Consider the following 24,981-nt stretch of genomic DNA (forward strand, 5'->3'; position numbering starts at 1 on the left):
TAGTAAAAAATAAAGCCGAGTGAGAACTAGGCTTTATTGCTTGGAGTGTAAATCCGGATACTGACTCTTTTATTCTGCTTCGATTTCTTCTGGTAGCTCGCGCATTGCTAATTCAATACCACCGAACTTACCTGCAACCCAGTTGTAGACTTTGCATGCGATCCATAGCAAACCAAATCCCAATAAAGCATTGAGAATCAGCGCTGACAGCACAGTAAATCCAGGGATGGCGCCATCACGAATGAAGGCAACAAACAATGCCAATAAAACGATTGGAACGGAGAAGCAGAGGTAAACCAAAACTAAGGTTTTGGCGGTATGCATTGGGTCGAGGAAGACTAGTTCTTTTTTGGTGAGTTTCATGATGACGCAATCTTAAAGCAGTCCATCAAAAAGTGCTATATCTACCCAGTCTCCAGCGGCAACATTTCCCTGTTCGTGACCTAGGATGACAAAGCAATTTGCTTCACTCATGGAGCGTAAGATCCCCGCACCTTGGCTGCCAGTTAATCTGACTGTTGGCTTGCCATCAGCACTACGTCCCAAGATGGCGCGCTGAAACTCAGTGCGACCAGGCTTTTTCCGAATAGGGGCCTCGGCCATTGCCTGAGTCAATGGCGGCTGTGTTTGATTGGCGCCGTTGAGTTGCATGAGGGCAGCACGAACAAATTGATAAAAGGTCACCATGACTGCCACTGGGTTTCCGGGCAAGCCAAAGAAGAGTGTTTTGCGAGCGGGTGATTTTCCAGCAACTGGCTTGAGTACGCCAAATGCCATTGGTCGTCCTGGGCGCATGGCGATTTTCCAGAAGCCAACATCACCTAACTCTTGCATGATTTGTTTTGTGAAATCAGCTTCGCCAACTGAAACGCCACCAGAAGAAATTAAGACATCTGCTTTATTAGAAGCCTCAATAAATGCTTGTTTCAAAGAGGCGGGATCATCACGCACAATGCCGCAGTCAATGATTTCTAGATTTAATCGATTTAGTAAACCTGTGAGGCTATAGCGATTGCTGTCGTAAATGCTGCCAGCATCCAATGCCTGACCTAAAGATCGCAGCTCGTCTCCGGAAGATAGAATGGCAACCTTCAGTTTTCGTTTTACTTGGAGAGTTGGAATACCCAAAGAAGCTGCGAGACCTAAGTCAGATGGGCGGAGCAAGCGGCCCGTAGCAATAGCGGGTTTGCCTTTTTGCAGATCTTCGCCGCGTAAGCGTCTGTTCTCGCCAAGCTTTAATTGATCTTGCTTAAATTCAATGGTGAACTCATCTTTTGCAGTAGTGAACTCTTGTGGAATTACTGTATCGCAGCCGGCAGGCATCACCGCGCCAGTCATGATCTTGAGGCATTCGCCAGATCCAATTATGCCGTCATAAGGTTTGCCTGCAAAGGCAGTGCCCACAATCCGCAATGAAATTGTTGGGCTAGTTGTATCAAGGCACTTTCCATCAAATGCAAAGCCATCCATCGCTGAGTTATCTGCAGCAGGGACATCAATTGGCGAGAGTAGGTCGACTGCTAGGATGCGGTCAATGGCTTTGTCTAGAGCTACTGTTTCAATATCAGCAGGATCATTAATTGCTCTGGACTCTTGAATGAGGTCATCTACCAACGCCGCTATTGCTTTGCGAGCGTCATCAACATGCAGTGATGAAGTCAAAAGAATAGGTTGATTTGGGGAGTGACTCATGCAGACACTTCTTCAAGTTTTTTAAGTTCGTCAGGAGTATTGACGTTAGCAAATACTAGAGGGTCATCAAAAACCACCGTACTACTGCGCAACTCTTTAAACCAACGATCAATTTTGAGATCGCCTTTTTGTAGAAATTGGTCCAAGGAATCTTGTAAGTTGCTGCGCATCAAACAGAAAACGGGTTGTGCCCAGACTTTACCATCTGCCTCTTTGCTGGAGGCGTAAACCAATTGAAAGTCACCACGCCCCATCTCGACAGCTAATAGCTCAGCGAGATTATTGGGGAGTAACGGTGAGTCGCATGGTGATGTCAGTAGGTAAGGCGTCCTGCAGGCCTTCAAGCCTACTGAGAATCCAGCTAGGGGTCCTGAAAAATCAGGAGTCTCATCCATGACGACTGGGTAGCCATAAGTCGCGTACTTTGTGATGCTGCGGTTGGCATTAATCACAATGGTTTGTACCTGCGGCTTGAGCTTTGCGATAGCTGACTCGATCAGTGGTTTTCCATGAAATGGAATTAGACCTTTATCGATGCCACCCATGCGTTGTGCGCGACCGCCAGCAAGTATGAGTCCAGTAATATCTTTAGTTGAAATCATTAACCACCAATATAAGACATTTCAACCTTGCGATTGCCTGAGGCTAGTTTTGCGGTATTGGAACCTCTAATCTCAGAATAGTGGTCTTCACGTGCCGCCCAGGTATTCATGACAGCGTTGGCAATTTCTAAATCGGATTTGCCTGAGCGCAATAATGTTTTGAAATCAAAACCTTCATTAGCGAAGAGGCACAGATACATTTGTCCATCAGTGGAGATGCGCGCTCTAGAGCATTCATGACAGAAGGTCTGCGTGACGCTAGAGATCACTCCGATCTCGCCTGAGCCATCGACATAACGCCAGCGTTGTGCAACTTCGCCAGCATAGTTAGCCTCAATAGGCTCAAGTGGAAAGACTTCATTGATTCGGGCAATGACTTCTTTAGAGGGGAGTACTTGCTCCATATTCCAGCCATTAGAGCTACCCACATCCATAAATTCAATAAAGCGCAGAATGACGCCGCTGCCCTTGAAGTGTTTGGCCATCGCAACGATCTCATGATCATTGGTTCCTTTTTTAACCACCATGTTGACTTTGATGTTCTTAAAGCCAACCTCTTGGGCTGCGGCAATTCCATCGAGCACATCAGCCACTGGAAAATCGACATCATTCATTTTCTTGAAGATGGCGTCATCCAAGCCATCAAGGCTGACAGTTAATCTGTGCAGACCAGCTGCTTTTAAAGCTGCAGCTTTTTTCCGCAAGATACTGCCGTTAGTAGTGAGGGTAAGGTCTAGCGGCTTGCCATCGGAGGTCGGAATTTTTGCCAGCATCTCGATGAGCACTTCTAAGTTTTTACGAAGCAAAGGCTCGCCACCAGTAAGTCGAATTTTTTCAACACCTAATGTGGAAAAGATGGAAGTGAGTCTAGCGATTTCTTCGAAGCTCAGTAATTCTTTGTGAGCAAGATATGGATAGTTTTGATCAAAGACTTCCTTAGGCATGCAATAGGTGCAGCGGAAGTTACAACGATCGGTAACAGATATGCGTAGATCTCTTAAGGTGCGCCCACGAGTATCTTTGGTATGGCCATGAGGCGTGACAAGCTGTGCGCCAATAAATGGCGTCAGGCCTTTGCCTTCGTCAAGTCGGATGGGGATTACTTTTTCAACCATGTTCGCAATTATGGCTGTGAAACGGGGTTTCTGCCAAACCGCCAAATATCCTTTTGGGATAAATGGCGGTCTGGAGAAAAAGCTTTAGATGGCTTAAACCGTTTTTTCTTGGCCGCCGGTTTCAACTAAAACCATTGGGCCGTCAGGAAGCTGGGCAGCAGGCTTAGGCGCTCTGCCTAAGTTATGTACCACAGGCTCAGCCTGAATCTGATTTTGAGCTTCAGCGTGCTTTGATGAGTCTGTAGCAACCCAGATCATGCCGGCAGATTGCACAACGCTATGCAACGGAGTTTCCTCAAGAGGCTGGAAGGCAACCTTAGGAAGTGTTGGAGCAGGCTTGCTAATGACTTCTACAGCAGCGGCTGCTACTACCGCAACAGGCGCTGCTGCTTGGGTAGTAGGAGCTGAGGCAGGCGCAGTATTTTGTGCAGGGCGATTAGATTGACGTGGAGCACGTGGTGCGCGCTCTTGTCTTTCTTGTTTCTCCGCAGCAGGCTTTGCATTTCCAAAGCTATTAGCAAGGTTCTGAATCGGCATGCTTGCAGATGCGCCAGCCATTCCTGCTGGAGGGCCCGCAAAAGGACTTGCTGAAGTAGCTGTTGCTGGTGCAGCAACATCGTTAGCACCTTCAGTGCGTTCGCCACGTTCACGCTGACCACGACCACGACCACGACGATTACGACCACGACCACGACGCTCTTCACCATCTGCACCTGTAGTAGCTTCACTACCCGGAGCTGCTTCTGTTGCAGGTGTTACTGCTGCAGCATTGGCTTGATTGCGATTACCTTCTTGACGTTCTGGCTTAGGGCCGTTTTGATTGCGATTGCCGTTACGGTTGTTGCGTCCGCGATTGTTGTTACCACCTTCTGTTGGAGCACCCTCAGCTGCAGTCGCTGCTGGACGCTCAGTGCGTTCACCGCGACGGTTGCGACCGCGATTACGATCACCGCCATTGCTATTACGGCCTTGGTTGCGACCACGGTTATTGATTGGCGCAGGCTTTTCTTCAACCGCTGGAGATGAGCCAAAGAGACTCTTAATAAATCCAAAGAAACCACCAGAGCTTTCGGCTTTTACTGTTTCAGTACGAGCAGGGCGTGGTTGGCTAATTGGCGCTGGTTGTGTTGGTGTAATGCCTTTAACTGCAGCCTCAGGACGCACTTTGATATCAGCATCTTTCTTGCTAACGGTTGTGTCTGTCTCGAGTTCACGCGCAGCTTCTTCAGCCATGACATAACTTGCTTTTTGATCGTCAAGACGTGGATCGTCATGACGTAAACGCTCTAGTTTGTAATGCGGTGTTTCCAAATGCTTATTAGGAACCATCAAGACGTTCACTTTGAAGCGAGTCTCAATCTTGATCACTTCAGCACGTTTTTCATTCAAGAGGAATGCAGCCACTTCGACTGGTACCTGAGTATGAATCGCTGCTGTGTTTTCCTTCATTGCTTCTTCTTGGATGATGCGCAGAACTTGCAGTGCAGAAGATTCAGTGTCACGAATGTGGCCAGTGCCATTACAACGTGGGCAAGTTACATGGCTACCTTCAGATAGGGCTGGACGTAAGCGCTGACGTGACATTTCCATCAAGCCAAACTTGGAGATCTTGCCCATTTGAACGCGGGCACGGTCATGACGTAGAGCGTCGCGTAGGCGATTCTCTACATCCTTCTGAGCCTTGCTTGATTCCATATCAATGAAGTCAATGACGATTAAGCCACCCAAGTCACGTAAACGTGCTTGACGGGCGATTTCATCAGCAGCTTCTAAGTTGGTGCGGGTTGCAGTCTCTTCGATATCAGAGCCGCGAGTTGCACGTGCTGAGTTCACGTCCACTGAAACCAAAGCTTCAGTGTGGTCGATCACGATTGCGCCGCCTGATGGCAATGGCACAGTGCGTGAGTACGCAGTTTCAATTTGATGCTCAATTTGGAAACGCGAGAACAAAGGCACATCATCTTGATAGCGCTTTACGCGTGGCAAGTTGTCTGGCATTACAACAGACATAAATGCAGCAGCTTGTTCGTAGATGTCATCGGTATCGATGAGGATCTCGCCGATATCTGGTTGGAAGTAATCGCGAATTGCGCGAATCACCAAGCTAGATTCGAGGTAGATCAATAATGGTGCTGAGTTGCCTTTAGCGGCTTCATCAATCGCTTTCCACAACTGCATCAGGTAACTTAAGTCCCACTGCAATTCAGTAGCATCGCGACCAATACCTGCGGTACGAGCAATGATGCTCATGCCATCAGCTACCTCTAATTGAGACATGGCTTCACGGAGTTCTTGACGGTCTTCACCCTCAATACGGCGGGATACGCCACCTCCACGTGGGTTATTTGGCATCAAGACCAAATAACGGCCTGCCAAGGAGATGAAGGAAGTGAGGGCAGCGCCTTTTTGGCCGCGCTCTTCTTTTTCTACTTGAACAATGATTTCTTGACCTTCACGCAAGGCATCCTTAATGGAAGCATTGCGGACGTCGATACCCTCTTTAAAGTAACTACGGGCAACTTCCTTGAATGGCAAGAAGCCATGACGTTCTTCGCCGTAATTGACAAAGCAGGCCTCAAGGGAAGGTTCAATACGGGTAATGACACCTTTGTAGATATTGCCTTTGCGTTGTTCGCGGCCGGCAGCTTCGATATCGATATCAATGAGTTTTTGACCATCAACGATGGCAACTCGCAACTCTTCTTGTTGAGTTGCATTAAACAACATGCGTTTCATAACACTCTCCTATGGGGGAGGGTGACCTTGCGCGCTGCGTTAGGGGACAAGTTAAATACCACTTAGGACTGAGCCTAAGGCGGTTTATGAGTGTGGATCATGCAAATCTAAGCACTTTTTGCTTAGTTCACCCAGTTAACGGTTGGTTAAATCGGTGCCACACTTGACGATCGCCGCAGAGACCTCCTTTAGGTCATCAATGCAGGCGCGCGCCTGAAAACTGTCTTCTAATCGCGGGTCGCGGCATACGGCACACCAACCCTGCGCCTCATTACAACGGGGGAGGGGCAACCCCGGGAGTCTTTTAAAGGGCGACTCCAAGCTCCACGATTCAAACCTGACTTCAGGTTGGTCTCGGGCCAATAAATTGGCTAGAGCGTTGATTATACGGCACAAGTTGCGTGACAATGGGGTATTGTTGAGTCCCTTGTCGTCCCTCGCCGGGGTCACAAGAGAGATAAATCATGAAATCTGAACCCATTTCCATGCCTTCCAAGGTAAAAACCTCCGCTCCCGCAGCAGTTCATCTCCAGACTATTGGTCCGGAAGAGGCTGGCCAGCGCTTGGATAACTATTTGCTGCGTTGGGCTAAAGGGGTGCCAAAAAGCCACGTTTACCGAATTATTCGATCTGGCGAAGTCCGAGTTAATAAAAAGCGGGCTGAACCAACAACCCGACTGGTTGAGGGTGATGTGGTGCGCCTCCCCCCGGTTCGCATTGCCGAACCAGCCCAAATGGCCGCTGTTAACTCTGCCCAAACCAAGTCTCGGGCGCATGGCTATTCAGACAAAATGCCGATTCTGTTTGAGGATGAAGCACTCTTAATAGTGAACAAGCCAGCCGGTTTGGCTGTGCATGGAGGTTCAGGCATTGCTCTGGGTGTCATCGAAACCCTTCGTATTACTCGCCCCGAACTCAAATTTTTGGAATTAGTACATCGCTTAGACCGAGATACCTCAGGCGTTTTGCTTTTGGCTAAAAAGCGTAGTGCATTAGTTGAGCTGCATCGCCAAATTCGCGAAGGTCAAACGGATAAGCGCTATTACTTGCTTGCACATGGTGAAATTGTTCAGGGCGCGCAAACCATGCAGCTCAAGTATCCATTGCACAAATACCTACTCCCGAATGGCGAACGCCGTGTGAAAGTTGACCCAGATGGCTTGCCAAGTCACACCGCTTTGCGAGTAACCAAAGTTCTCAAGCGTGAAGGAGCAGATATTACGCTTGCAGAGGCTCAGCTCAAAACGGGACGCACTCACCAGATTCGTGTTCACTTGCAAAAATTAGGACATGCAATTTTGGGTGATGATAAGTATGGTTTTGAGGATTTAGATAAGCTGATTAAATCTAAGCGCCTTTATCTACATGCCCATCTAGCTGGATTTACACATCCCCGCACTGGTGAAAAGATGCGTATTGAATCACCATTGCCTCCAGAATTTACCGCCATGATGAATACCTTTGAGCAGTAAAAATAAAAATGCCTCAAACAAATAAATTGAATAGACCATATGACCTGATTGTTTGGGATTGGGATGGAACTATTATGGACTCCACTCCAACAATCGTGCATTGCATCCAGCAAGCTTGTCGTGATTTGGGCTTTAAGGAGCCAGATGACACCTTAGCTAGTTCAGTGATTGGCTTGGGAATTCAGGACTCATTGAGAAGAGCGGTTCCTTGGATTGAGCCGATTCATTTTCCAAAGTTAACTGAACGTTTTCGATATCACTATTTAGCAAAAGATCACGAGCTCGATTTATTTGTGGGCATTCGTGAGCTCTTGGAGGAGCTGCATGCTCAGCAATATTTATTGGGCGTAGCTACTGGCAAATCTCGCGTAGGTTTAGATCGCTCACTCAAGCATCATCAGATTGGTCATCTCTTTCATGAGACCCGTACAGCTGATGAGTCATTCTCTAAGCCCCACCCGGGAATGTTGCTGGAGTTGTCGGATGTAACCCAGGTACCCACGCGCCGCATGCTCATGATTGGCGATACCACGCATGACTTGGACATGGCTGCTAATGCTGGTGTAGATGCGGTAGCAGTGACTTATGGCGCCCATCCACCAAGTACTCTGAAAGAATCACCATCATTGGTTCATGTTGATGATGTTGCGCAACTTTCGCTTTGGCTTAAAAATAATCTGCAACACTAAGGAAGTAAAAAGATGGAAAACAATCCAAACCCAAATTGGGAGCGTCAGGCTCTCGAGCATCTCTTGTTGGAGAATTTAAAAGAGACTCGTAAAGCGCGTCGTTGGAAGGCCGTATTGCGAGTACTGACTTTGTTGGTGATCGTGGGCGTCTTGTTATCGATATTTGATTTTCATCTTCCGGGCAAAGGGATGGGGGTTGAAAAACATACCGCACTAGTAACTCTTGAAGGAGAAATCTCCTCTAGTTCAATGGCCAATGCAATGGATGTCAATTCATCTTTATTGGCGGCGTTTGAGAATGAAAGCAGTGCCGGTGTTGTATTGCGTATTAATAGCCCTGGCGGATCGCCGGTGCAGGCCGGCATGATTAATGACGAGATTCATCGTCTGCGTAAGCTTTACCCCAAAAAACCTTTTTATGTAGTTGTAGAAGATATTTGCGCATCTGGTGGTTACTACGTTGCCGTAGCAGCAGATCAAATCTTGGTAGATAAAGCGAGCTTGGTAGGTTCCATTGGCGTGATCATGGAAGGCTTTGGTTTTACAGGTTTAATGGATAAGTTGGGTGTGACTCGCCGCATGATTACCTCGGGCTCCAATAAAGGCATGCTGGATCCATTTAGCAAAGAGGATCCAAAGCAAGTAGAAATGGTTAGAACCATGATTGATGAAATTCATCAACAATTTATTGCGGTAGTTAAAGAGGGACGAGGCGATCGCTTAAAAGAGGTTCCGGATTTATTTTCTGGACGTATTTGGAATGGCGAGCAAGCAGTCAAGATTGGTTTAGTTGACGGTTATGGCACGGTTGATACCGTTGCGCGCGATGTCTTTAAGGCGCCCGATATTCTGGACTACACCATGAAAGAGAATTTTGCTGAACGTGTTGCTAAACGCTTTGGTGCAGAAGCTGGAGCCGCTGCTGGCAAAGCGTTGGTTAAGGCGCCTGATTTGAAATAAAAAAAGCAAAAACAAAAAGCAAAAACAAAACTAAAGCATTAAAGACTTAGGCCAATAGTAGAAATACTGTTGGCCGATTTTGTAATGAAGCACATGCAGCTTCATTCGGATAGCGTTTACGCCAGTCTGTAATTGATAGAGTGGTAATCATTTCTGATGGAAGACTCAGGTCTACACCAAGACACAACAAACTTTGCGGCGCTAGTGAACTGATACATGCCATCAACATCGCAGTATTGCGATAGGGTGTTTCAATCCAAATTTGGGTTTGTTGCAATTTGCGGGATTCAACTTCTAGCTGCTTCAGTTTTGCTGAACGCTCATGAGTGTCATGAGGCAAGTAACCCTGAAATGCAAAGCGCTGGCCATTGAGTCCACTAGCCATTAGTCCTAGCAAAATTGAGCTTGGTCCAACCAATGGCTTTACTTGTGCGCCTAACTTATGTGCTGCTAGAACTAATTCAGCGCCTGGATCGGCCACACCAGGCACTCCCGCTTCTGACATGAGGCCCATATCATTTCCAGCAAGCAGGGGCTTTAGTAGGTCGGCAGGTTTTACTGAATCACCATACTTTGCATTACGCGCTGCACCTCGCCATTCGCTCATCTGCATTTCTTGAATAGTGCAGATTAAGGGTGAAACAGAATCAATTGCTTTTAATAGGGCGCGTGCTGTTTTAGCGTCTTCCACAATCCAATGTTTGAGCTTGGCTGATTTCGCAATCGTTTCCGCAGGAAGCACCCTAGGTAGTTGATCAACGCGGCCGTCATCGCCCAAGGTGTTTGGAACCAAATACAGAGTGCCGAGTTTGCTCATAAATAACTTCTTTTATTTTTATTACTTAGTTTTTTTGATGGAATTACAAAGCCTGCATCGCGCAGTAGGCCTGTTAATGCAATAAGAGGTAGGCCAATGAGTGCAGTAGGATCATCACTCTTAATGGATTCCAGCAGACTAATACCAAGGCCTTCAGACTTGGCGCTACCAGCGCAATCATACGGTTCTTCCGCCAGCAGGTAGGCCTCTAAGACGTTATCTGGAAGTTTGCGAAAGGTGACTTCGGTAGGAACGCATAAAGTAGTTTGGGTATCGCCCTTCATTAGGCATAGAGCGGTTTGGAAAATGACTGTTTGACCGCGCATGAGTTGCAATTGCGCTAACGCTCGTTCGAAATTACCCGGCTTACCAATTGCTGCGCCACAAAGATCTGCAACTTGATCAGATCCAATCACCCAAGCATTAGGATGTTCTTTGGCAACTGCAGCCGCTTTTGCACGTGCGAGACGCATTGCTAAATCGAGAGTGCTCTCACCAGTGAGAGGTGTTTCATCTACCTTTGGTGAAATGACTTCAAAAGGAATCCGCAGACGCTCTAAAAGTTCGCGGCGATATTTGGAGGTAGACCCCAGAATCAAGGGTGGGTTTTGGAAACTGCTCATCGTATTCTGTGCTTTCTAGTGCTGCTTCATTTAGACTGATGCTATGAATCGTAATCAAGTTTTACCTCAAGTCGAACTATCTTCTGAGCCTAGCGCCTTAAAGAGGCTAGATTTTTGTGCCCCTCAATCTTATAAGGGTGCTGGTTTCTTAAGCATCCCAGATCTGCCAAGAGTGGCTGAGGAGGCTTCAACCATCAATCCGGGCGACGGGTTTGACTGGTCGGTCCAAACGCATTTTGAAGATTCACCCGGTAGTGAGCCGCATCAAATCCTCGAATTAGGCCTAAAAGGCCGTCTGCACCTAGTCTGCCAGCGCTGTTTGCAGGATTGTGCGGTGGATATGGAAGAAAAGCGGCGTTTTGTCCTTGTGGCCACTGACGAAGAGGCTGACGCCTATCCCTTGGAGGATGAAGAACAAGAGCCTTTGGTGGTAAATCAGCATTTCAACCTCTTGGAAACCATTGAGGATGAGGTTTTGCTGTCTTTGCCCCTGATTCCCAAGCATCCAGAAGGCTTTTGCGAGCCTCATGCCTCTACTTTCGGGGATGAGGGTGATGAAGAGACGTCAAATGAGCGTGAAAATCCCTTTAACATATTGAAAAATATGAAGAAAAACTGAAATCAGTAACTTTATTTCAGTTGTTGTTTTGAGTATGTTTTGTCAATGAATCAAGCATTTAGGTGCTTTTCCATGCTAGAATGTCGCCTTGCTTAGGAGTTCAATATGGCCGTTCAACAAAACAAAAAATCACCTTCCAAACGTGGCATGCATCGTGCGCACGACTTTTTGACCGCACCTGCTACGGCTGTTGAAGCCACAACTGGTGAGGCTCATTTGCGCCACCACATTTCACCTAACGGCTACTATCGTGGTCGTAAAGTTGTTAAAACTAAAAACGACTAATTTTTTAGTCTAAACAGATAGAAGCGGCTCCAGTAAAAGCCGCTTTTTTCTTGGATAAATCACTTGCAGCAATCAATGAGTTTATGAGCGTTACTCTTGCTATTGATGCCATGGGCGGAGATCATGGAGTCGTCGTGACGGTTCCAGCTGCCTGCGATTTTCTAGAAAAACATGCAGATGTGAAGATTGCCTTGGTAGGCGATCCCGATTTAATCAAGCAAGTCTTGAGTAAATCTCCTAAAGCTCCAATGGAGCGAATTCAAATTATTCCCGCTAGTGAAGTTGTCTTGATGGATGACCCCATTGAGGTTGCCTTGCGTCGCAAAAAAGATTCTTCAATGCGTGTTGCTATTGAGCAGGTTAAAGAGGGTGCTGCTGATGCAGTCATCTCTTCCGGTAATACGGGCGCGCTCATGGCGATTTCTCGTTACATCTTAAAAACTCTTGAGGGCGTTGATCGTCCTGCAATTGCTACTGCCATTCCTAATGAATTGGGGCGTGGCACGACCATGCTGGATTTGGGCGCGAATGCTGACTGTGAGCCAATGCACTTGGTTCAGTTCGCCCAAATGGCCAACGTGATGGTGCAAGTGGTCGATGGCAAACAAAACCCTTCGATTGGCCTTCTTAATATTGGTGAAGAAGTAATTAAGGGTAATGAAGTGGTTAAGCAAACCAGCGAGCTACTGCGTCAAACTTCCTTAAACTTTTATGGCAACGTAGAAGGCAATGACATCTTTAAGGGCACCACTGATATTGTGGTGTGCGATGGCTTTGTGGGTAACGTTGTATTAAAGGCTAGCGAAGGCTTGGCTAAGATGATGAGCGGAATGATTCGTGAAGAATTTAATCGTTCATTGTTGACTAAGTTAATGGCAATTTGTGCAATGGTTCCTTTGCTCAGAGTGCGTAAGCGCGTTGATCATCGTCGTTATAACGGTGCGGTATTGTTAGGGTTACGCGGCTGCGTGATTAAGAGTCATGGTTCCGCAGACAGTTATGCATTTGGCTTTGCCTTAGATCGCGCTTATGAAGCAGCAAAGAATCGCATGGTAGAGCGCATTGCCGCAGCCTTTGTGGTGGAGACAAAAGTATGAGTATCTTTGCAAGAGTAGCTGGCACTGGAAGCTATCTTCCTGAACTGCGTCTAACTAATCAGGACTTGGTAGAGCGCCTCGCCAAAACTGGCCTGGAGACAAGCGATGAATGGATTAAGACGCGTAGCGGAATTTCTGCGCGTCACTTTGCTGCTGAGAATGAGCTCACAAGTGATTTAGCGGTAAAGGCTGCAGAGGCCGCTCTCAGTAGCGCTGGGATTACCTCTGAAGATTTAGATCTCATTATTTTGGCTACTTCTACACCTGATCATTTGGGTGGCTTTCCAAGTACTGCTTGTGTAGTTCAAGATAAATTAGGTGCACATACTTCATGTGCAGCATTCGATGTGCAGGCGGTTTGTGCCGGCTTTACTTATGCGCTTGCAATTGCAGATGCTTTTATTCGTTCTGGTTCATGCAAAAAAGTTTTGGTGATTGGTGCTGAAACCTTCTCGCGTATTCTGAATTTCCAAGATCGCGGCACTTGTGTCTTGTTTGGCGATGGCGCTGGAGCGGTTGTGCTTGAGGCCTCCAAAGAGGCTGGCATTCTTTCTACGGCATTGCATGCTGATGGTAGTCAGCGCGATATCTTGTGTGTTCCTGGTCGCGCTGGTAATGGCGAAGTGCACGGTTCACCGTTTATGACGATGGATGGTCAAGCAGTATTCAAATTGGCTGTGAAAGTTTTAGAGCAAGTCGCTCATGAGGCGCTTGATAAAGCCAACCTCAAGCCTGAGCAAATTGACTGGCTAGTTCCGCATCAGGCAAATATTCGCATCATGGAAGGCACTGCCAAGAAGATGGGCATGTCTATGGATAAGGTGATTGTGACTGTGCATGAGCATGGCAATACTTCCGCCGCATCGATTCCGTTGGCATTAGATTCTGGTGTGCGTTCCGGACAAATTAAGCGTGGCCAACATCTTTTATTAGAAGGCGTTGGTGGTGGCTTTGCTTGGGGCGCGGTAGCTATTAAGTACTAAGAACAATTCACTTTTATTTATCTATATCTTTAATTTCTTTCATTAGCGAATTAATCACATGACATTTGCATTTGTATTCCCCGGTCAAGGTTCTCAATCTGTTGGCATGCTCAACTCCATTGCGAAGCGTCCAGAAGTACGTACAACATTGCAAGAGGCATCTGATGCCTTGAGTGAGGATGTCACAAAGCTTATTGCTGAAGGTCCTGCTGAAGCATTGTCTTTGACAACCAATACGCAGCCTGTGATGCTGACTGCTGGCGTTGCCTTTTATCGCGCCTGGTTAGCTTCCGGTGGCGCTGCCCCTAAGGTTATGGCGGGTCATAGTCTTGGTGAGTATTCTGCTTTGGTTGCGGCTGGCGTAATCGCATTTAAAGATGCTGTGCCTTTAGTGCGTTTTCGTGCTGAAGCTATGCAAAGCGCCGTTCCAGTCGGTACCGGTGGTATGGCTGCTATTTTGGGTTTAGATGATGCGACCGTGATTAAGGTTTGTGCTGAGGCCAGCGCCGCTTCTGGTGGCGTAGTTGAGGCAGTGAATTTTAATGCGCCTGGACAAGTCGTGATTGCTGGTGCAAGCGACGCTGTTACCAAAGCATGTGAGCTATTAAAAGCTGCTGGTGCTAAGCGCGCCTTACCGTTGCCGGTATCCGCACCATTCCACTCTTCTTTATTGCAGCCTGCCTCGGAAAAGCTCCAGGGCTACTTAGCGAATATCGAATTTAAAGCGCCAAGCATTCCTGTTATCAATAACGTGGATGTTGAAATCTTGAATGATCCGGTTGCCATTAAAGATGCTTTGGTGCGTCAAGCAGCTAAGCCTGTGCGTTGGCAAGAAACGATTCAGGCGATTGCTGGTCAAGGCATCACTCAGGTGGTCGAATGCGGTCCTGGCAAAGTATTGGCTGGCCTGACAAAGCGTATTAATGAACAAGTTACTGGCGTGCCAGTGTTTGATGAAGCTAGCTTGACTGAAGTTCTCGCAAGCCTTAAATAAAATCCAGATTACAGAAATAAGACAGCGGAAGACAAATATGAATCTCGACTTAAGCGGACAAATTGCATTAGTAACTGGTGCCTCACGCGGTATTGGTCAAGCAATTGCGGATGAGTTAGTAAAGTGCGGCGCCAAAGTCATTGGCACGGCTACTTCGGAAAGTGGTGCCAAAGCCATTGATGAGCGTCTGAAAGCTTCTGGTGGTGCGGGTAAGGTATTGAATGTCACCGCACCAAATGCTTGTGAAGAAATTATTGATTTGATCGTGAAAGAATATGGCGGCATCAATATCTTGGTAAACAACGCTGGCATTACGCGCGATAACTTGGCGATGCGCATGAAGTCCGATGAGTGGACCGATGTGATTGATACCAATTTAAGTTCTGTCTTCCGCCTTTCTCAAGCGGTGATGCGTCCGATGATGAAGGCTCGTGGAGGTCGCATTATCAACATCACTTCTATTGTTGGCCATATGGGAAATCCTGGTCAGGCAAATTACGCAGCTGCAAAAGCAGGTGTTTCTGGTATGACTCGTGCCCTAGCTCGCGAAATCGGTAGCCGTAACATCACCGTGAATTGCGTGGCTCCTGGATTTATTGATACCGATATGACCCGCGCTTTGAGCGAAGAACAGCAAAATGCCCTAAAAGTGAACATTCCTTTGGCTAGATTGGGTAGCCCTGAGGATGTAGCCCAGGCAGTGGCATTTTTGGCCTCTCCGGCGGCTGGTTACATTACGGGTAATACCCTACACGTCAATGGCGGACTATATTTAGCCTAACGGCAAAGCTAGGATTTGATCATTTTTAGGCGAATTTGCTAATTCGGCCCGCCGAACTGATAAAATCCTTTTCATCGTTTTTACAACCCCTGGGGAAATTAATGGACAACATCGAACAACGCGTTAAGAAAATCGTCGCTGAGCAATTAGGCGTCGCAGAAGGAGACATCAAGAATGAATCTTCTTTCGTGAACGACTTGGGCGCTGACTCTCTTGACACTGTTGAGCTGGTTATGGCTTTGGAAGATGAATTCGGCATCGAAATTCCTGATGAGGAAGCTGAGAAGATCACCACAGTTCAGCTCGCGATCGACTTCGCTAAATCAAAAGCTCAGGGTTAATTCCCTAGCCTAGGTATTACTGTGTCAGCATCAAATGGCCGACGCCGGGTAGTAGTCACCGGCCTTGGTCTCATCTCACCTGTTGGTAATTCAGTTGATGTAGCTTGGTCTAATTTGCTTGCGGGCAAATCAGGCATTGCTACCATCACCAAGTTTGACCACACTCCGCTTAGCGTTCATTTCGCTGGAGAGGTGAAAGATTTCAACGTTGAAGAATATGTTTCTGCCAAAGAGGCGCGCCATATGGATACCTTTATCCATTACGGTATCGCTGCTGGTACGCAAGCTCTTCGCGACAGTGGTTTAGAGATCACAGAACAAAACGCCGAGCGCGTAGGTGTGATGGTTGGCTCCGGTATCGGTGGCCTGCCAATGATTGAGGAAACAGGCGCTGAGCTTTTGGCTCGTGGCCCTCGTCGTATTTCACCTTTCTTTGTTCCAGGCTCAATCATCAATATGATTTCTGGGCATCTTAGTATTTTGTTTGGTCTTAAAGGCCCAAACGTTGCTGCAGTGACTGCCTGTACAACGGGTTTGCATAGCATTGGTTTGGCCGCACGTTTAATCCAGTACGGCGATGCTGATGTCATGGTGGCTGGTGGCGCTGAATCTACTATTTCTGCTTTGGGTGTTGGTGGTTTTGCTTCTGCAAGAGCGCTCTCGACACGCAATGATGATCCTGCAACCGCATCACGTCCTTGGGATAAAGACCGCGATGGTTTTGTTCTCGGCGAAGGCGCTGGCGTTGTGGTGCTCGAAGAATATGAACATGCTAAGGCACGTGGCGCAAAAATCTATTGCGAACTATTAGGCTTTGGCATGAGTGGTGATGCGTATCACATGACTGCTCCAAATATGGATGGCCCACGTCGTTGCATGGTCAATGCAATGCGCGATGCCAAGCTCAATCCAGATCAAATTCAATACTTAAATGCTCATGGAACTTCTACACCGCTAGGTGATAAGAATGAAACAGAGGCTATTAAGGCAGCTTTAGGCGATCATGCCAAAAAGGCTTTAATTAATTCCACTAAGTCGATGACTGGCCACCTTTTAGGCGGTGCTGGCGGCTTAGAGTCTGTATTTACGATCTTGGCCCTCCATAACCAGAAGTCGCCACCTACTATCAATATTTTTAATCAAGACCCTGAATGTGATTTGGACTACTGCGCCAATACAGCCAGGGATGTGAAGATAGACCATGCAGTCAAAAACAATTTTGGCTTTGGGGGTACTAACGGTACCTTGATTTTTGGCAAACTGACCTAATATTCTTAGTATCTCCACTGTTGGTCTTTACCAAGTAGGTCTATAGCATTATGAAAAAGTACTTAATTACGCTCATGACTATTTTTAGTCTTGGGCAGTTTGCATTTATTCAACCTGTCTCTGCACAAAATCCTCGGGTAACGATTCCTGATTTTGCTGATTTGGTTGAGCGTGCTAGTCCAGCGGTCGTGAATATTCGTACCACTGAAAAAGTGGTGGTTCAGCAAGCTCAAGGTGGCATACCTGGAATGTCTGAAGATCAAGCGGAATTCTTCCGCCGCTTCTTTGGTGTACCTATTCCTGGATTGCCGAATGGACCAAAACAAGCGCAACCAAATCCCGGTAAGCCGCAAGAAGCAGATCGTGGTGTGGGCTCTGGTTTCATTATTGAATCCAATGGATTAATTTTGACAAACGCGCACGTGGTTGAGGGTGCTACAACTATCTATGTGACCTTGACTGATAAGCGCGAGTTCAAAGCAAAGTTACTCGGCATGGATAAACGTACTGATGTTGCTGTTGTCAAAATTGATGCTCGTGATTTGCCTAAGTTGCCTTTGGGCGATTCCTCAAGAGTGCGTGTGGGTGAATGGGTTCTAGCGATTGGCTCCCCATTTGGTCTTGAGAATACGGTCACCGCAGGAATTGTGTCTGCTAAGAGTCGTGATACTGGCGACTACTTACCATTCATCCAGACGGACGTGGCGGTTAACCCAGGTAACTCTGGTGGCCCTTTATTAAATACCGCCGGTCAGGTAATTGGTATCAACTCACAAATCTTTAGTCGCTCTGGTGGCTACATGGGAATTTCATTTGCTATTCCGATTGATGAGGCGATGCGTGTTGCCGATCAATTGCGTACCAATGGCAAGATGACCCGCGGTCGTATTGGTGTTGCTTTGGGCGAGATGACCAAAGATGTTGCTGAGAGTTTAGGTTTGGGTAAGCCGCGTGGCGCATACGTTCGTAACGTTGAGCCAGGTGGACCAGCTGCTGCAGGTGGAATTGAATCTGGTGATGTGATTCTGAGTTTCAATGGGCGCGATATTGCTAAATCAACTGACTTACCAAGAGTGGTTGGTGAAACTAAGCCAGGTACTTCAGTGCCAGTGCAAGTTTGGCGAAAGGGCGGTACTCGTGATTTAACCGTGACCGTAACTGATGCCGAATCTACTCAGGCGGCAAATAAGAAGTCGGATGCTCCAGCTCCAAATAGCAATAGCGCAAATGCCCTTGGGGTTGCTGTAAGTGAGCTATCCGATAGCAAAAAGAAGGATTTGAATATCAAGGGTGGTGTTGAGGTTACCGGTTTGGGGGAGGGTCCCTTGGCCAGGGCTGGAATTCGACCTGGAGATGTCATTATTCGGGTTGCAGATGCCGATATTACGGGCGTTAAGCAGTTTGAGGCTCTAGTTAAGGGCCTGGATGCTAACAAGGCCGTCCCGGTCTTTATACGCCGTGCTGATAGCACTTTGGTAGTCCCCGTAAGACCTAAATAACCCTATTTTGGGCTTAGAAATGGGGTTTGGCGTCTTTTAGGCGCCACCCATTACAATCACTTTAAGACGACTTTTTGCAGCGCATCATTGTGGTGCGTTCTGACAAGGCGTTTTTTGAATGACCTATTAAGACGCTATGGATTTAATCCGCAATTTTTCTATCATCGCCCATATCGATCACGGCAAATCGACGCTTGCTGATCGCATTATTCAACTCTGTGGCGGTCTTTCTGATCGCGAAATGGAAGCCCAGGTTCTCGACTCAATGGATATTGAGCGTGAGCGTGGCATCACGATTAAGGCGCAAACCGCTGCTTTAAATTACAAAGCCAAAGATGGCAAGATTTACAACATTAACCTGATTGATACCCCAGGTCACGTCGACTTCTCCTATGAGGTTAGCCGCTCTTTATCTGCCTGTGAAGGTGCTTTATTAGTAGTTGATGCTAGCCAGGGTGTTGAAGCGCAAACAGTTGCTAACTGTTACATGGCTCTTGAGTTGGGCGTTGAGGTTGTTCCAGTTCTCAATAAGATTGATTTGCCGCAGGCTGATCCTGAGCGCGCTAAAAAAGAAATTGAAGATGTGATTGGTATAGATGCTTCAGAGGCTGTAACCTGTTCAGCCAAGACAGGTCTGGGTGTTCAGGATGTAATCGAAGAAATGATTGCTAGAGTGCCTCCGCCAAAAGGTAATGCAACAGATCCATTACAAGCCTTGATTATTGACTCTTGGTTTGATAACTATGTTGGTGTTGTCATGCTGGTGCGCGTTGTTAACGGCACTTTAAAGCCAAAAGAAAAAATTACTTTAATGGCTAACGGTTCAAGCCATTTAGTTGAGCACGTAGGCGTGTTTAGTCCGAAGTCTGTAGATCGTCCAGAGTTGTCTGCTGGTCAAGTAGGCTTTGTGATTGCTGGTATTAAAGAATTAAAGGCTGCTAAGGTTGGTGACACTGTCACGCATTCCCCTGGACAACAAGGTCGCGTTCCTGCGTCTGAGCCATTACCTGGATTTAAAGAAGTTAAACCCCAAGTGTTCGCGGGCTTATATCCTGTTGAATCGAGTGAATACGATCAGCTACGCGAGTCTTTAGAAAAGCTACAACTCAACGATGCTTCGCTCTTGTATGAGCCAGAGGTATCACAAGCGCTTGGATTTGGTTTCCGCTGCGGTTTCTTAGGTTTGTTGCACATGGAGATTGTGCAAGAACGTTTAGAGCGTCAGTACGGTATGAATCTCATCACCACCGCTCCAACGGTGGTCTACCAGGTAGAGCAGTCGGACGGTTCAATTATTTCTGTAGATAATCCATCGAAGATGCCTGAGGCTAGCAAGATCAATACGATTCTTGAGCCTATCGTGACAGTTAATTTATATATGCCCCAAGAGTACGTGGGTTCCATTATTACTTTGTGCGTTGGTAAGCGCGGTATACAGATGGATATGAATTACCTAGGCCGCCAGGTCAAGCTCACTTATGAACTACCAATGGCAGAGATTGTTTTAGACTTCTTTGATAAAATGAAGTCGATCTCACGTGGCTATGCCTCGATGGATTATGAGTTCAAAGAATATCGTCCAGCTGACGTAGTGAAAGTCGACATCTTGATTAATAGCGAACGCGTTGATGCTCTTTCTGTGATCGTTCACCGTAGTAATAGCCAACATCGCGGTCGTGAAGTTGTAGCGAAGATGCGAGGCATCATTCCCCGTCAAATGTTTGATGTGGCTATTCAGGCGGCGATCGGCAGCAATATTGTTGCTCGTGAAAACGTCAAAGCATTACGTAAGAACGTTCTGGCTAAGTGCTATGGCGGTGATATCTCCCGTAAGCGCAAGTTATTAGAGAAGCAAAAAGAAGGTAAGAAGCGTATGAAGCAGGTGGGTAATGTGGAGATTCCACAAGAGGCCTTCTTAGCTATTTTGCAGGTGGAAGATTAATGAACTTTGCTCTAGTCCTTTTTATCCTGGTGATTATTTCTGGTATCGCCTGGGTTGCTGATAAATTGCACTTTGCTCCGCAAAGACGCTTGGCAGGCAACGACCGCATGCCTTTATGGCTTGAATACACTGCAGGCTTCTTTCCGGTTATATGTGCGGTGTTTGTATTGCGTTCTTTCATTGCTGAGCCGTTCAAGATTCCATCCGGATCAATGATTCCGACTTTACAAATTGGCGATTTCATTTTGGTGAATAAATTTACCTATGGAATTCGTCTACCTGTGCTCAATCAAAAGGTAGTCGACCTAGGCACACCTAAGCGTGGTGATGTTGTTGTGTTTCGCTACCCACGCGATGAGTCAGTAGATTACATTAAGCGTGTAGTGGCCCTTCCGGGCGATGAAATCACTTATGAAAATAAACGCCTGACCATCAATGGCCAACCATTGCAATATAGTGGTGGCGAGCCTTATCTTGATCCAGAGAATATGCGCTATGCCAAACGTTTCACGGAAACTTTTCCTGCGGACTTAGGCGGCAATCGCCATGAGATCCTGAATGACCCAGATCGTCCGGCTGCTGTATTCCCCACTGAACGTTTTCCCGGTTCTGAATTCTGCCAATATCAACAATCAGGCATGACTTGTAAAGTACCGGCAGGTCATTACTTTGCGATGGGTGATAACCGCGATAACAGTGCAGACTCTCGTTATTGGGGCTTTGTGCCAGATAAAAACATTGTGGGTAAAGCCTTCTTTGTTTGGCTTAATCTCGGCAATCTTGGTCGCATAGGCGGATTCGAGTAAATATCATGAATGCGCGCGCCGTTATCGAAACTGGACCGCTGCAAGAGCGCCTTGGCTACACCTTCAAGAAGCCTGAGTTACTGAACCAAGCTTTAACTCATCGCAGTCATAGCAAGAAAAACAACGAGCGTTTAGAGTTTCTGGGCGACTCTATTCTCAATTGCGTAGTAGCAGAGATGCTATATGAACGTTATTCCGATTTAGATGAAGGTGATTTGTCTCGCGTGCGTGCTAATTTAGTAAAGCAGCAGGCCTTATATGAAATTGCTCAAACCCTATCTTTGTCAGATTACTTGCGTTTGGGTGAGGGCGAATTGAAGAGCGGCGGATTTCGTCGCCCATCAATCTTGGCTGATACCCTAGAGGCAGTTACTGGCGCCATCTTTATGGATGGTGGATTTGAAGCGGCCAAGGCAAGCTTGCGCAAGCTCTACTCCATCATCTTGGAGCATGTTGATCCAAAAACCTTGGGCAAAGACGACAAAACACTTTTGCAAGAATGTTTACAGAGCTATCAGCTGCCTTTGCCGGCTTATAACGTTACTGGCACTACTGGAGCTGCTCATAACCAGCAATTTGAGGTGGAGTGTCTAATCCCCAGTCATAAGGTGGCAGTCAAAGGTGAGGGTGCTTCACGTCGCGCTGCTGAGCAGGCTGCGGCTAAGTTGGCTTTGATTGCGATGTTAAAAGCTTTGCCGCAAGAGTCTCGTAAACCCAAGAAAACTCGGTCAGCGAAAAAGAAAGCAGCAAAAAAAGAAGTGACCGAAGAGCAGTTCAATCTTAAGCTGAAGGGCTAATCGTGTTTAGATGCGGCACTATCGCCATTGTTGGGCGTCCTAATATGGGTAAATCAACCTTGCTCAACGCCTTGGTTGGTCAAAAGATCAGCATTACTTCACGCAAGGCTCAAACTACGCGCCATCGTATTTTGGGAATCCAGAATCGCGAAGAGGCACAGTTCATATTTATTGATACGCCAGGTTTTCAGACGCGTTTGATGAATACCTTAAACAAAGCGCTTAATCGCACAGTAACCACTGCATTGCAGGATGTGAATGTGGCTTGCTTTGTGGTTGAGGCTGGCTACTTTGGTGAGGATGACAAAAAAGTTTTGAAATTGCTCCCGGATGATTTACCGGTGGTGCTGGTACTCAATAAATTGGATTTGTTTAATAGCCGTTTTCAGACGCCATCAGAGCGCGATCAGGCCTTGTTGAACTTCATTAAAGATATGGCTCGCCCTTGGTGTGAATTAGGTGGTCACGAAGACCAAAAATGCGAGTTTGCTGAAATTATTCCGATGAGTGCAAAGAGTCCAGGGGATATTGAGAGATTGTTAGACGTGCTTGAGGGCTATCTGCCCGAGGCTCCAGCCGTGTACGATGGCGATACCATCACCGATCGCAGTGAGCGATTCTTGGCTGCTGAGATTTTGCGTGAAAAAGTATTCCGCTTTACTGGCGAGGAGTTGCCATACACCAGCACGGTAGTGATCGACCAGTTCAAGATGGACGGTAAGATGCGCCGTATTGCAGCAACTATCCTGGTAGATCGCGATAGTCATAAGGCTATGATCATTGGTCAAAAAGGCGAGCGTCTGAAAAAGATTTCTACTGATGCCCGTATCGACATGGAAAAGCTCTTTGATGGAAAAGTTTTCCTAGAGACCTGGGTGAAAGTCAAACGTGGCTGGGCTGATGATCGCGCCGAATTGCGGGCGCAAGGGCTGGAATAAATTCAATGGCCTCGATTCGAGTTGCTGACGAACCTGCTTTTGTATTACACAGCATCCCTTATAAAGAGACGAGCTTAATTCTGGATGTATTTACACGGCAATATGGCCGTATGGCCTTAATTGCTAAAGGTGCTAAACGTCCGCATTCAACACTAAGACCTGTATTGCAGCGTTTTCAGCCATTGCTGGTTTCTTGGAGTGGTAAATCCGAGCTGCGTACCTTAACGAAGTCAGAGTGGGTAGGTGGCATGCCCTCTTTAGTTGGAGATGCCTTGCTTTGCGGCTTCTACTTGAACGAGTTGCTTGTGAAGTTTTTAGCGCGTGAAGATGATTACGAAAAGCTTTATGACCGCTATGCAGAAACGATTAATGCCTTATCAAATTTAGAGTTTGAGTCCAAGGGCTTAGAAGAAATCCTACGTCCTTTTGAGTTATCACTCTTGCAGGAGACTGGTTATGCCGCAGCATTAGATCGCTGCGTTGAAACTAATGAGGCACCTTTGGCTCATGAGCAGTATGTTTACCAGCCTGAGCGTGGTGTTCGTCCCGTCCAGGTCGATGATCCGGGGCACTGGCCAGTCCTGACTGGAAAATCCTTATTGGCGATTGCTGTTGGTGATTTTTCCGATTCAGAGACTCTCTCTGAAAGTAAGCAGTTAATGCGTTTTCTGTTGGGCTTACATTTGCAGGATCAAGTGCTCACTACGCGTCAAATTTTGATTGATCTGAAGAAAATCTAGTAATCTACAGAAATGAGCAGCCATCCAAGCCTTGAACTAGGCATCAATATTGATCACGTCGCCACCTTGCGTAATGCGCGTGGCACGATCTATCCTGATCCATTAAGGGCGGCTGCTTTGGCTGAAGAAGCAGGCGCAGATCTCATTACCCTTCATTTGCGTGAAGATCGTCGTCATATTAAGGATGCTGATTTACTGGCCTTACGACCACTGATTAAAACCCGCATGAATTTAGAGTGCGCAGTCACTCCTGAGATGATTGACATCGCCTGCCAAGTAAAGCCGCATGATGTCTGCTTGGTCCCGGAAAAGCGTGAAGAAGTGACAACTGAAGGCGGATTGGATGTCTTGGGTCATTTCGATGCAGTAAAAGTAGCCACAAAGAAATTGGTCGATGCCGGCATTCGGGTGTCATTATTTATTGATCCCGAAGAGAAGCAAATTCAGGCAGCTAAAGATGTGGGCGCGACTGTGGTTGAGTTGCATACTGGTCGTTACGCCGATTTATCGGGCGCCGATCAGGCGAAAGAATTGGAGCGTATTCGTAAGGCTGCAGTCTTTGGAAAAAGTATTGGCATGAGAGTCAATGCTGGTCATGGTTTGCATGAGGGCAATGTAAAGCCTATCGCAGCAATTGCGGAATTATCCGAGCTCAATATTGGCCACGCTATTGTTGCTGAGGCCCTGTTCAAAGGCTGGCAAAAGGCAATCATCGATATGAAAACCTTGATGGCTCAGGGTAGAGCGCTCGCTTAAGAATAATCAATAGCTACAAAATAAAAAAATGATCATCGGTATCGGTACAGACATTCTGCAGATTGAGCGCTTACAAGCGGCTTACGATCGCACGAATGGCCGCTTAGCTGAAAAAATTCTGGGTCCAGAAGAGATGCTGGTATTTCAGCATCGCCTCGCTAGAAATCATAAGCGTGGAATTGCCTTTTTAGCTACGCGTTTTGCGGCGAAAGAAGCCTTTTCAAAAGCAATCGGGCTTGGCATGAGAATGCCGATGACTTGGCGCTCGCTTCAAACTTTGAACGAGTCAAGTGGCAAGCCGGTAACGAGCTATTTAGGTGTGCTGGCGCAATTCATGCAAGAAAAAAATTGGGAAGCTCACGTAACGGTAAGTGATGAACAAGATATGGCAATTGCGCATGTAATTGTTACTCAAAAATAAGAGGAAA

Annotated in this window: 26 protein-coding genes; 19 read left to right on the forward strand and 7 right to left on the reverse strand. The window is 46.9% G+C overall.

Features of this window, described 5'->3' with window-relative positions; genetic code table 11:
• Positions 1 to 69: 69 nt before the first annotated feature.
• The 5 genes from QMF28_RS02270 to QMF28_RS02290 all read right to left on the reverse strand — a co-directional run bounded on the left by QMF28_RS02270 (position 70) and on the right by QMF28_RS02290 (position 6,145).
• A complete protein-coding gene (locus QMF28_RS02270) occupies positions 70 to 363 on the reverse strand; it encodes a hypothetical protein (protein WP_068322073.1) in 294 nt (97 codons plus the stop codon).
• 12 nt (positions 364 to 375) lie between these two features.
• Entirely contained in the window at positions 376 to 1,692 is a 1,317-nt protein-coding gene (gene moeA / locus QMF28_RS02275) for a molybdopterin molybdotransferase MoeA (protein WP_281743035.1), read from the reverse strand.
• Positions 1,689 to 2,294 carry a molybdenum cofactor guanylyltransferase MobA gene (mobA, locus tag QMF28_RS02280; protein WP_281743037.1) on the reverse strand — a complete coding sequence of 202 codons (606 nt, stop codon included), beginning with the start codon at positions 2,292 to 2,294 and terminating at the stop codon, positions 1,689 to 1,691. Before mobA ends, moeA begins: the two co-directional genes overlap by 4 nt.
• The gene (moaA, locus tag QMF28_RS02285; protein WP_281743039.1) at positions 2,294 to 3,409 is read right to left on the reverse strand and encodes a GTP 3',8-cyclase MoaA; all 1,116 of its coding nucleotides are present in this window, start codon (positions 3,407 to 3,409) and stop codon (positions 2,294 to 2,296) included. The genes mobA and moaA overlap by 1 nt, the downstream gene beginning before the upstream one ends.
• Before the next feature lie 93 nt (positions 3,410 to 3,502).
• Positions 3,503 to 6,145 (reverse strand): ribonuclease E/G, encoded by a 2,643-nt coding sequence (locus QMF28_RS02290; protein ID WP_281743040.1) that lies wholly within the window; start codon positions 6,143 to 6,145, stop codon positions 3,503 to 3,505.
• Between the two features lie 464 nt (positions 6,146 to 6,609).
• Here QMF28_RS02290 and QMF28_RS02295 point away from each other — a divergent pair, with 464 nt between their 5' ends.
• Genes QMF28_RS02295 through sppA form a run of 3 tightly spaced genes read left to right on the forward strand, consistent with a single transcriptional unit; the run spans position 6,610 to position 9,266 of the window.
• A complete protein-coding gene (locus QMF28_RS02295) occupies positions 6,610 to 7,617 on the forward strand; it encodes an RluA family pseudouridine synthase (protein ID WP_281743042.1) in 1,008 nt (335 codons plus the stop codon).
• 8 nt (positions 7,618 to 7,625) lie between these two features.
• Positions 7,626 to 8,306, forward strand: coding sequence for an HAD-IA family hydrolase (locus QMF28_RS02300; protein WP_425594902.1), 681 nt, complete (start codon positions 7,626 to 7,628; stop codon positions 8,304 to 8,306).
• A 12-nt stretch (positions 8,307 to 8,318) separates the two neighbouring features.
• Positions 8,319 to 9,266: a signal peptide peptidase SppA gene (gene sppA / locus QMF28_RS02305; RefSeq protein WP_281743046.1), complete on the forward strand. Its 948-nt coding sequence runs from the start codon at positions 8,319 to 8,321 to the stop codon at positions 9,264 to 9,266.
• A gap of 46 nt (positions 9,267 to 9,312) precedes the next feature.
• On the opposite strand, the gene QMF28_RS02310 is transcribed toward sppA, so the two are convergent.
• The gene (locus QMF28_RS02310; protein ID WP_281743048.1) at positions 9,313 to 10,083 is read right to left on the reverse strand and encodes an SAM-dependent methyltransferase; all 771 of its coding nucleotides are present in this window, start codon (positions 10,081 to 10,083) and stop codon (positions 9,313 to 9,315) included.
• A complete protein-coding gene (locus QMF28_RS02315) occupies positions 10,080 to 10,706 on the reverse strand; it encodes a Maf family nucleotide pyrophosphatase (protein WP_281743050.1) in 627 nt (208 codons plus the stop codon). The genes QMF28_RS02310 and QMF28_RS02315 overlap by 4 nt, the downstream gene beginning before the upstream one ends.
• A gap of 43 nt (positions 10,707 to 10,749) precedes the next feature.
• On the opposite strand from QMF28_RS02315, the gene QMF28_RS02320 reads away from it, so the two are divergent.
• The 16 genes from QMF28_RS02320 to acpS all read left to right on the forward strand — a co-directional run bounded on the left by QMF28_RS02320 (position 10,750) and on the right by acpS (position 24,974).
• Positions 10,750 to 11,325, forward strand: coding sequence for a YceD family protein (locus QMF28_RS02320; protein WP_281743051.1), 576 nt, complete (start codon positions 10,750 to 10,752; stop codon positions 11,323 to 11,325).
• Positions 11,326 to 11,430: 105 nt separating this feature from the next.
• Positions 11,431 to 11,610 (forward strand): 50S ribosomal protein L32, encoded by a 180-nt coding sequence (gene rpmF / locus QMF28_RS02325; protein ID WP_011902241.1) that lies wholly within the window; start codon positions 11,431 to 11,433, stop codon positions 11,608 to 11,610.
• An 83-nt stretch (positions 11,611 to 11,693) separates the two neighbouring features.
• The gene (gene plsX, locus QMF28_RS02330) at positions 11,694 to 12,707 is read left to right on the forward strand and encodes a phosphate acyltransferase PlsX (RefSeq protein ID WP_068322108.1); all 1,014 of its coding nucleotides are present in this window, start codon (positions 11,694 to 11,696) and stop codon (positions 12,705 to 12,707) included.
• A complete protein-coding gene (locus QMF28_RS02335) occupies positions 12,704 to 13,690 on the forward strand; it encodes a beta-ketoacyl-ACP synthase III (RefSeq protein WP_281743055.1) in 987 nt (328 codons plus the stop codon). The genes plsX and QMF28_RS02335 overlap by 4 nt, the downstream gene beginning before the upstream one ends.
• Positions 13,691 to 13,748: 58 nt before the next feature.
• The gene (gene fabD / locus QMF28_RS02340; RefSeq protein ID WP_281743057.1) at positions 13,749 to 14,684 is read left to right on the forward strand and encodes an ACP S-malonyltransferase; all 936 of its coding nucleotides are present in this window, start codon (positions 13,749 to 13,751) and stop codon (positions 14,682 to 14,684) included.
• A 37-nt stretch (positions 14,685 to 14,721) separates the two neighbouring features.
• Positions 14,722 to 15,465, forward strand: coding sequence for a 3-oxoacyl-ACP reductase FabG (gene fabG, locus QMF28_RS02345; protein WP_068322118.1), 744 nt, complete (start codon positions 14,722 to 14,724; stop codon positions 15,463 to 15,465).
• A 101-nt stretch (positions 15,466 to 15,566) separates the two neighbouring features.
• Positions 15,567 to 15,806: an acyl carrier protein gene (acpP, locus tag QMF28_RS02350; protein WP_028819177.1), complete on the forward strand. Its 240-nt coding sequence runs from the start codon at positions 15,567 to 15,569 to the stop codon at positions 15,804 to 15,806.
• Between the two features lie 21 nt (positions 15,807 to 15,827).
• Positions 15,828 to 17,075: a beta-ketoacyl-ACP synthase II gene (gene fabF, locus QMF28_RS02355; protein WP_068322121.1), complete on the forward strand. Its 1,248-nt coding sequence runs from the start codon at positions 15,828 to 15,830 to the stop codon at positions 17,073 to 17,075.
• 50 nt (positions 17,076 to 17,125) lie between these two features.
• Entirely contained in the window at positions 17,126 to 18,574 is a 1,449-nt protein-coding gene (locus tag QMF28_RS02360) for a DegQ family serine endoprotease (protein ID WP_281743059.1), read from the forward strand.
• Between the two features lie 136 nt (positions 18,575 to 18,710).
• Positions 18,711 to 20,516 (forward strand): translation elongation factor 4, encoded by a 1,806-nt coding sequence (lepA, locus tag QMF28_RS02365; RefSeq protein ID WP_281743061.1) that lies wholly within the window; start codon positions 18,711 to 18,713, stop codon positions 20,514 to 20,516.
• Entirely contained in the window at positions 20,516 to 21,322 is an 807-nt protein-coding gene (gene lepB / locus QMF28_RS02370; protein ID WP_281743063.1) for a signal peptidase I, read from the forward strand. The genes lepA and lepB overlap by 1 nt, the downstream gene beginning before the upstream one ends.
• A gap of 5 nt (positions 21,323 to 21,327) precedes the next feature.
• Entirely contained in the window at positions 21,328 to 22,119 is a 792-nt protein-coding gene (rnc, locus tag QMF28_RS02375; RefSeq protein ID WP_068322137.1) for a ribonuclease III, read from the forward strand.
• A 44-nt stretch (positions 22,120 to 22,163) separates the two neighbouring features.
• On the forward strand, positions 22,164 to 23,057 hold the full coding sequence (era, locus tag QMF28_RS02380; RefSeq protein WP_240480906.1) for a GTPase Era: 894 nt from the start codon (positions 22,164 to 22,166) through the stop codon (positions 23,055 to 23,057).
• A gap of 5 nt (positions 23,058 to 23,062) precedes the next feature.
• Entirely contained in the window at positions 23,063 to 23,797 is a 735-nt protein-coding gene (recO, locus tag QMF28_RS02385; RefSeq protein ID WP_068322142.1) for a DNA repair protein RecO, read from the forward strand.
• Between the two features lie 12 nt (positions 23,798 to 23,809).
• Entirely contained in the window at positions 23,810 to 24,553 is a 744-nt protein-coding gene (gene pdxJ / locus QMF28_RS02390) for a pyridoxine 5'-phosphate synthase (RefSeq protein WP_281743067.1), read from the forward strand.
• 28 nt (positions 24,554 to 24,581) lie between these two features.
• Positions 24,582 to 24,974, forward strand: coding sequence for a holo-ACP synthase (acpS, locus tag QMF28_RS02395; RefSeq protein ID WP_281743068.1), 393 nt, complete (start codon positions 24,582 to 24,584; stop codon positions 24,972 to 24,974).
• Positions 24,975 to 24,981: the final 7 nt, after the last annotated feature.

Origin of the sequence: Polynucleobacter yangtzensis (genome assembly GCF_027924165.1) — a bacterium.
Lineage (GTDB): Bacteria > Pseudomonadota > Gammaproteobacteria > Burkholderiales > Burkholderiaceae > Polynucleobacter > Polynucleobacter yangtzensis.